At 26.5% G+C, this 6,497-nt stretch carries 6 protein-coding genes; 4 read left to right on the top strand and 2 right to left on the bottom strand.

Annotated elements, in window-relative coordinates:
* Positions 1-188 precede the first annotated feature (188 nt).
* Complete coding sequence (locus NNC19_RS11680; protein ID WP_310938833.1) at positions 189-1,274, top strand: MupG family TIM beta-alpha barrel fold protein; 1,086 nt, start codon at positions 189-191, stop codon at positions 1,272-1,274.
* A gap of 140 nt (positions 1,275-1,414) precedes the next feature.
* Here the strand turns inward: NNC19_RS11680 and aat are convergent, their stop codons facing one another.
* Positions 1,415-2,110 carry a leucyl/phenylalanyl-tRNA--protein transferase gene (aat, locus tag NNC19_RS11675; protein ID WP_310938832.1) on the bottom strand — a complete coding sequence of 232 codons (696 nt, stop codon included), beginning with the start codon at positions 2,108-2,110 and terminating at the stop codon, positions 1,415-1,417.
* Positions 2,111-2,355: 245 nt separating this feature from the next.
* Between aat and NNC19_RS11670 the strand changes: the two genes are divergently transcribed.
* Both NNC19_RS11670 and NNC19_RS11665 read left to right on the top strand, forming a co-directional pair.
* Positions 2,356-3,141 (top strand): ABC transporter ATP-binding protein, encoded by a 786-nt coding sequence (locus NNC19_RS11670; RefSeq protein ID WP_310938831.1) that lies wholly within the window; start codon positions 2,356-2,358, stop codon positions 3,139-3,141.
* A 3-nt stretch (positions 3,142-3,144) separates the two neighbouring features.
* Positions 3,145-4,800: a hypothetical protein gene (locus NNC19_RS11665; protein WP_310938830.1), complete on the top strand. Its 1,656-nt coding sequence runs from the start codon at positions 3,145-3,147 to the stop codon at positions 4,798-4,800.
* A gap of 167 nt (positions 4,801-4,967) precedes the next feature.
* Here NNC19_RS11665 and NNC19_RS11660 read toward each other — a convergent pair whose 3' ends face one another.
* Complete coding sequence (locus NNC19_RS11660) at positions 4,968-5,207, bottom strand: hypothetical protein (protein WP_310938829.1); 240 nt, start codon at positions 5,205-5,207, stop codon at positions 4,968-4,970.
* A 310-nt stretch (positions 5,208-5,517) separates the two neighbouring features.
* On the opposite strand from NNC19_RS11660, the gene NNC19_RS11655 reads away from it, so the two are divergent.
* The gene (locus NNC19_RS11655; RefSeq protein ID WP_310938828.1) at positions 5,518-6,495 is read left to right on the top strand and encodes an alpha/beta hydrolase; all 978 of its coding nucleotides are present in this window, start codon (positions 5,518-5,520) and stop codon (positions 6,493-6,495) included.
* Positions 6,496-6,497 lie beyond the last annotated feature (2 nt).

Here is a 6,497-nt window from a genome sequence, read left to right as displayed (position 1 = left end):
ATTTTAATTATATCAAACTCTTTGCATAACTAATTTCCGGTTATCTTAAAAAACGGAAGTTACTTTTTCAATTTACGAAAGAGAAGAAGTGTTCTATTACTTTATGGGAAATGTTATCATAGTAGTAATGAAGTGGATATTATAAAAATATACAAGAACATAAATATTAGAGATGAGGAGAGTGTAGTATGAGAAAACTAGGAATATCAATATATCCAATACATAATTCTATTGAAGAAATAAAAAATTATATAGATTTAGCAGGAAAATATAATTTCAAAAGAGTATTTACATGCCTTTTATCAGTTGATGGTGATAGAGAAAAGATAATGCAAGAATTCAGAGAAATTATAGAATATGCTAATAATTATGGCATGGAGGTTATTGCAGATATAAGCCCTAAGGTATTTGAAGAACTTAAAATAAGTTATCAAGATTTAAGTGAATTTAAGAAAATTGGTCTATATGGAATAAGACTTGATGAAGGTTTTTCAGGAAATGAAGAAGCCATAATGACATTTAATAAAGAAAATTTAAAAATAGAGTTTAATATGAGTAATGGGACTAAGTATATAGATAACATAATGTCATACAAGCCGAATGCTGAAAATATTTTGGGATGTCATAACTTTTATCCTCATAGATATACAGGTTTAGGTTATGATCATTTTATAAAAACTAGCAAACAGTATAAAGAATTAGGTGTGAGAACAGCTGCATTTGTGACCTCAAATACTGGGAAATATGGACCATGGCCTGTAAGTGAAGGATTATGTACACTTGAAATGCATAGAGAAATGAATATAGTATCACAAGTAAAACATTTATGGGCAACGGATTTAATAGATGATGTAATTGTAGCAAATTGTTTTGCATCAGAAACTGAATTGAAGGAATTAAGCGAAATAGACCCATATTGCATTACTTTAAAATGTGAATTAAACAATAATATCCCTGAAATTGAAAGAAAAATAGTTCTTGAAGAATTCCATTTTAATAGAGGAGATGTATCAGATTATGTTATTAGATCTACTCAAAGTAGAGTCAAATATAAAGGGCATGATTTTAAGGTCTTTAATCCAGTAGATATTAAAAAAGGTGATATTATTATTGATAGCTCACTTTATGAACATTATGCAGGTGAAATGCAAATTGCGAGACTTGATATGAAAAATTCAGGAAAAACCAATGTTGTTGGAAATATAATTAATGATGAGGTATTTCTTTTAAATTACATTGAACCATGGCAAAAGTTTAAGCTGATAGAGAAATAAATCTGCAATAAAAAGAAAGACTGGTTGTGAGTACAAAATAACTACTTACAACCAGTTGAGTTTTTTATTTACTGATGTTTTTATATTTAATAGTTTTTCAAAATATTTTTCGCTTGCTGTAAATCTCCACTAGATTTTAATTATGTGTTTGGTTTAATAATGAAATTTTTAAAATCTAAGGTTAAAGGATGAGCTAAGGTTCCTTGTTTTAATATTTCTAAAAATTCTTGTCTAGAAACATGTAGTGCACCTAAGCTTTCTAGATGGGGAGTATGAATCTGGCAATCTATCATAAGAAAATTTTCTTGTTCTAATACATTTCCAAGAGTGATAAATGCAGCTTTAGATGCATTGCTCATAGTGGAAAACATGGATTCACCAAAAAAACATTTTCCAATACTTACACCATATAACCCACCAACCAACTTATTCTCATACCAAGATTCCACAGAATGTGCAAAACCCAGTTCATGAAGTCTACAATAAGCATCAATCATTTCATTTGTAATCCATGTGCCAGATTCTTTTCTTATATTAGAACAATTTGAGATAACATCTTTAAAACAAGTGTCAAAGGTAATTTTATATGTATTTTTTTTTAGTAGCTTTTTCATAGATTTAGATATTTTAATATCCTTAGGGTAAACTATAAATCTTGGATCAGGTGACCACCAAAGTAAAGGTTGATCATCTGAGAACCAAGGGAAAATACCATTGGCATATGCAAGTAATAATCTTTCAGGGGATAAGTCACCACCAACTGCCAGAAGACCATCTTCTTCTGCTAGAGATGGATCAGGAAATATTAAGTCTCTTGGTAATCTATAAATTGGCATAATAAGCTCCTTTAATATTGAAATATTATCTTAATATTTATAGTATTCAATGCAATTGTGAGTACTTGTGAAAATCAATTCTAGTATATAAAAAAAGTATTGATGTGTCAAAAAAGTAGGAGTAGTTTATAAAAATATGTTTCTATTTATTTACATATAAGAATTTGTTTGGTATGTTATTAATATGTTTCGTTTCAAAAACAAAATATTAGATTATATATTTCATGTATTTAAGAGGAGAAGTTATGGAGAATTTAGAAAGTATAATATCAATTAAAGATCTTAAAATGAATTATGGAGACAAGTATGTGCTTCAGGGAATAAATTTAGAAATTCCAAGAGGACAAATAATAGGGTATATAGGAACTAATGGTGCTGGTAAAAGTACAACTATAAAAATAATGCTCGGAATAGTAGAAGGATATGAAGGAAGAGTAGAAATATTTGGGCAAGATATAAGTGATGGAAGTGTAGAATATAAGAAGAAAATAGGGTATGTTCCAGAGCTTGCAGATATATATGAAAATTTAACTGCATATGAATATTTAAGTTTTTTGGGTGGAATATATGAGTTAGAACAAGAAAAAATTATTGAAAAAGCAGAGAAGCTTATGAAGCTATTTGCAATTGAAGGAGTTATGTATTCTAGAATATCCTCATATTCAAAAGGGATGAAACAAAAGCTACTTATAATATGTAGCTTAATTCATAATCCAGATATATTATTTTTTGATGAACCTTTAAGTGGATTAGATGCTAATAGTGTAATGATATTTAAAGAAGTCATGAGCAGCCTTGCAAAGGAAGGAAAAACTATATTCTATTCCTCACATATAATGGATGTTGTTGAAAAAGTAAGTGATAGAATTGTACTTATTAATAATGGGAAAATAGCTGCAGATGGAAGTTTTGAGGAGCTTAAAAATATTAAAAAGGAGAGTTCTTTAGAGGAAATATTCAATCAATTAACAGGTTTTAATGAACATGGGAATATTGCTAAGGAATTTGTTTCTTTAGTTGAAGAGGTATAAGCTATGAAAGAATTTAAAATATTAAGGCTATTAGATAAGTTTCAAGGTTTATATAAAAAATCAGGTGTTAATTATGATGTTATGAGAATGATTTTACAAATAAAATTAACTATGGATGGACGTAGGGTAAGTACAGTTTTAACAAATGGGAAAAAATCTGATGAAAATGATGATAAGAATAACTATGTATATCTACTTTTGTTTAATGGATTTTTAAGCTTTTTCATTGGATTAATAATGATGAGCAATATGGAAGCTTTCAGAAGTATAAATATTGTTATAGGTGTAACTTTATTTATGATGGTATCTCTTATGATATCAGATTTCTCAGCAGTTCTATTAGATGTAAAAGAAAAAAATATATTATTGCCAAAGCCAATAGACAGTAAAACTTTCAATGCTGCCAAGCTTACTCATATATGTTTGTATCTAATGGGGATTTCTTTATCTTTAAATTTCATTCCTTTAATTTTGGGAACGATAAAATATGGAGTGATATTTTTCTTGATTTTTACTATAGAAAATATATTATCGGCGCTAATAGTTATAGTATTAACAGCATTGTTATACACTTTAGTTTTAAAGTTTTTTGACGGAGAAAAATTAAAGGATATAATAAATTACTTTCAAATATTATTAACATTTGTATTTACTTTTGGATATCAGCTATTTAGTAGAATGTTTGCTATTACAGGAACAAAAACTGATTATGTACCTAAGATTTGGCATAGTTTGATTCCATCTATGTGGTTTGCAGCTCCTTTTGGAATATTAATAGATGGGGATAAAAATTATTTCTTAATAGTTCTATCACTAATGGCTATATTAGGGCCAATTGTGCTGATTATATTTTATGTTACAAAAGTAGTACCTTATTTTGAGAAGAACCTTCAAAAATTAAATGAGAATGGAGGAAATGTAAGTGGTGGAAGTAGAAGAAAAGAATTTATGGCAAAAATTATTTGTAGGGATAAATTAGAAAGAAGTATGTTTATATTTACTAAAAATATGATTGCAACAGAAAGAACTTTTAAGCTTAAAGTATATCCATCTCTTGCAGCTGGTGTATTTATACCAATTTTATTCATTTTTACTGATAGAAGAAAATCCTTTTGGGAAACCATTCAAACAAGTTTTGGTGGAAAAGTACATTTATTAATGTATATGACAGTATTAATGTTGTGTTTCTGTACAGTTTATATAAATAATAGTGATAATTATAAAGGTGCTTTTATATACAAGGTGTTACCAATAAAAGACCCAGGAATAATATTAAAAGGAGCAATAAAAGGAACTCTATTTAAATTAGTTATACCAATTTATTTATTAGTGGCAGGAGTCTTTTTAATATTAAAGGGCCCATCAATAATCATAGACTTAATTGCAATGTTTTTAGTTCTTATGATATCAGCATTAATATATTTTAAAATGTCAAATAAGACAATGCCTTTTAGTGTGAAATTTGCTGTAACTGATAGTGGTAAACTTATAGCTCCAGGAATTTTTACAATGATTCTTATTGGAATATTTTCTGCAATACATGTATCTATTAGAAACAATATTATATTTCTTGGGATATTTGTGTTTATACTTTTGGTGGCAAATATAGTTGTTTGGAAAATAAGCTTTAGAATAGGTTGGAGAGATATAGATATGTAAGAATCAGTAGAGATATACAAAAAAATATGGAAAAGTAATTTATATTATAAAAAACTACAATTAAGGGGTAAGAATATTTTTTACCCCTTAACGTTTAAAATTTTAATATTTATGTGGTTTAATTATTATGTATTAATGATTTTATTATACATAGTATAAATATAAATTTATTTAGGAAATAATTCTTTTAAGTATTCCTGATATTCAGTGCTAGTTTCTCTATTAAGATTGAAAAATTCATTTATGTTTAAAAATTCATCTTTTCCAACAAAGTCAGCCATTTCTTGATAACGTATAAATGCTCTTAGGCTACTTTTATATACTTGTATTACATATTCATGATTTAAAGGTGATAATTCATTTTCAAATTCTTTCAATGTTAAATTGAATATTTCAGATGTTTTCATGTATTCTCTAAACCTAGAACCTTTAGCATAAAATTTTTATCAAAGGTTGGCTTTTCCTCCCATATTATTCATTTACTTTTTTGCGGTTTTAATTAAAAATTTCTATTTGAAGAATAGTATAATTTCTAAAACTAGTTTCAATCAAATTGAAATATTATAACTTGACTTGCATAATTTATAAGATAATTATATTCAATTTAATTGAAGTGGTCAAGAAAAAAATGTAAAAAATATATATTATTGAAAAATATTCTTGTATAATATATTTGAAAATATTTTTAAAGTAGATATAAAATGGGAGGTATGATTTTTGAAAAAATTAATATCTAATCTTGGAGATCATTATGGATTGTATGATTTACATAAAGATTATAGTGTTATAGATCAATTTTTTTATAATGAAGAGGAAGTTATTAAATTTAATAGTAGTGATTCAAAAGTATATTTTGAGCCAAAGCTTCCAAAGATAGAATTTAAAAATGAAATAGAAGAGAATGATTATATACATGGGAAATTAAAATTTTTAAGTCAAATTGAAAATGAAGAATGTAATAAAGAAGCTATATTTTATTATGATTTATTTAAGGATATTCATAATGAAAATACTAATGTTATTATGATCCATGGATGGAGAACAAGTAAACTGGACAAGCTAGAAAATTTATTCTTAAAAGATTTCATGAAAGAAAAATATAATATTTATCGATATATTTTGCCATATCATTTGGATAGATGCCCAAAAACAGCATTTAATGGAGAATATTTTTTTAGTGCTAATGTAAATAAGACTATTAAATCAGTGCAGCAGTCAGTAAATGACATTAGAGCATTAATAAAATTTATAAGAAATAATAATAAAGGCAAAATTATTTTGATTGGTTTATCTTTAGGTGGGTTTGTAACAAATTTAGTATCTGAATTTGAGAAAGAAATTGATTTATTAATTTCTTTATTTTATGCAAATGATTTGTCTTTTGTAACTTTTAAAAGTATACCTGGAAAGTTCATAAGACAAGATTTTGAAAAACATAAGTTTTCTAATGATTTATTAAGTAAAGCTTGGAGAGTAATAAACCCTAGTACAAGAAAACCATTAATAAGTTTAGATAGAATATTTTTGGCTTCTGGTATGTATGATAAATATGTCTTAGAGAAAGATTCAAAAATCCTTTGGGAAAGTTGGGGGAAGCCTAAAAGACAGTTGTTTAAATGCGGGCATTCTGGAATAGTTCTGTACAAAAATGAAATAAGAAAAGAAACTATAGAGTTTATAAAAGAAAGGGTATAAGT

This window comes from Clostridium sp. SHJSY1, assembly GCF_031626875.1.
GTDB lineage: Bacteria > Bacillota > Clostridia > Clostridiales > Clostridiaceae > Clostridium.
The sequence above is the reverse complement of the archived record's forward strand: the minus strand, read 5'-3'. Positions and strand labels throughout refer to the sequence as shown.

What these genes read in the sequence shown, in the direction of transcription:
- NNC19_RS11665 (WP_310938830.1), top strand. Translation starts at nt 3,145, where the DNA reads ATGAAAGAATTTAAAATATTAAGGCTATTAGATAAGTTTCAAGGTTTA.
- NNC19_RS11670 (WP_310938831.1), top strand. Translation starts at nt 2,356, where the DNA reads ATGGAGAATTTAGAAAGTATAATATCAATTAAAGATCTTAAAATGAAT.
- aat (WP_310938832.1), bottom strand. Translation starts at nt 2,110, where the DNA reads ATGCCAATTTATAGATTACCAAGAGACTTAATATTTCCTGATCCATCT.
- NNC19_RS11660 (WP_310938829.1), bottom strand. Translation starts at nt 5,207, where the DNA reads ATGAAAACATCTGAAATATTCAATTTAACATTGAAAGAATTTGAAAAT.
- NNC19_RS11680 (WP_310938833.1), top strand. Translation starts at nt 189, where the DNA reads ATGAGAAAACTAGGAATATCAATATATCCAATACATAATTCTATTGAA.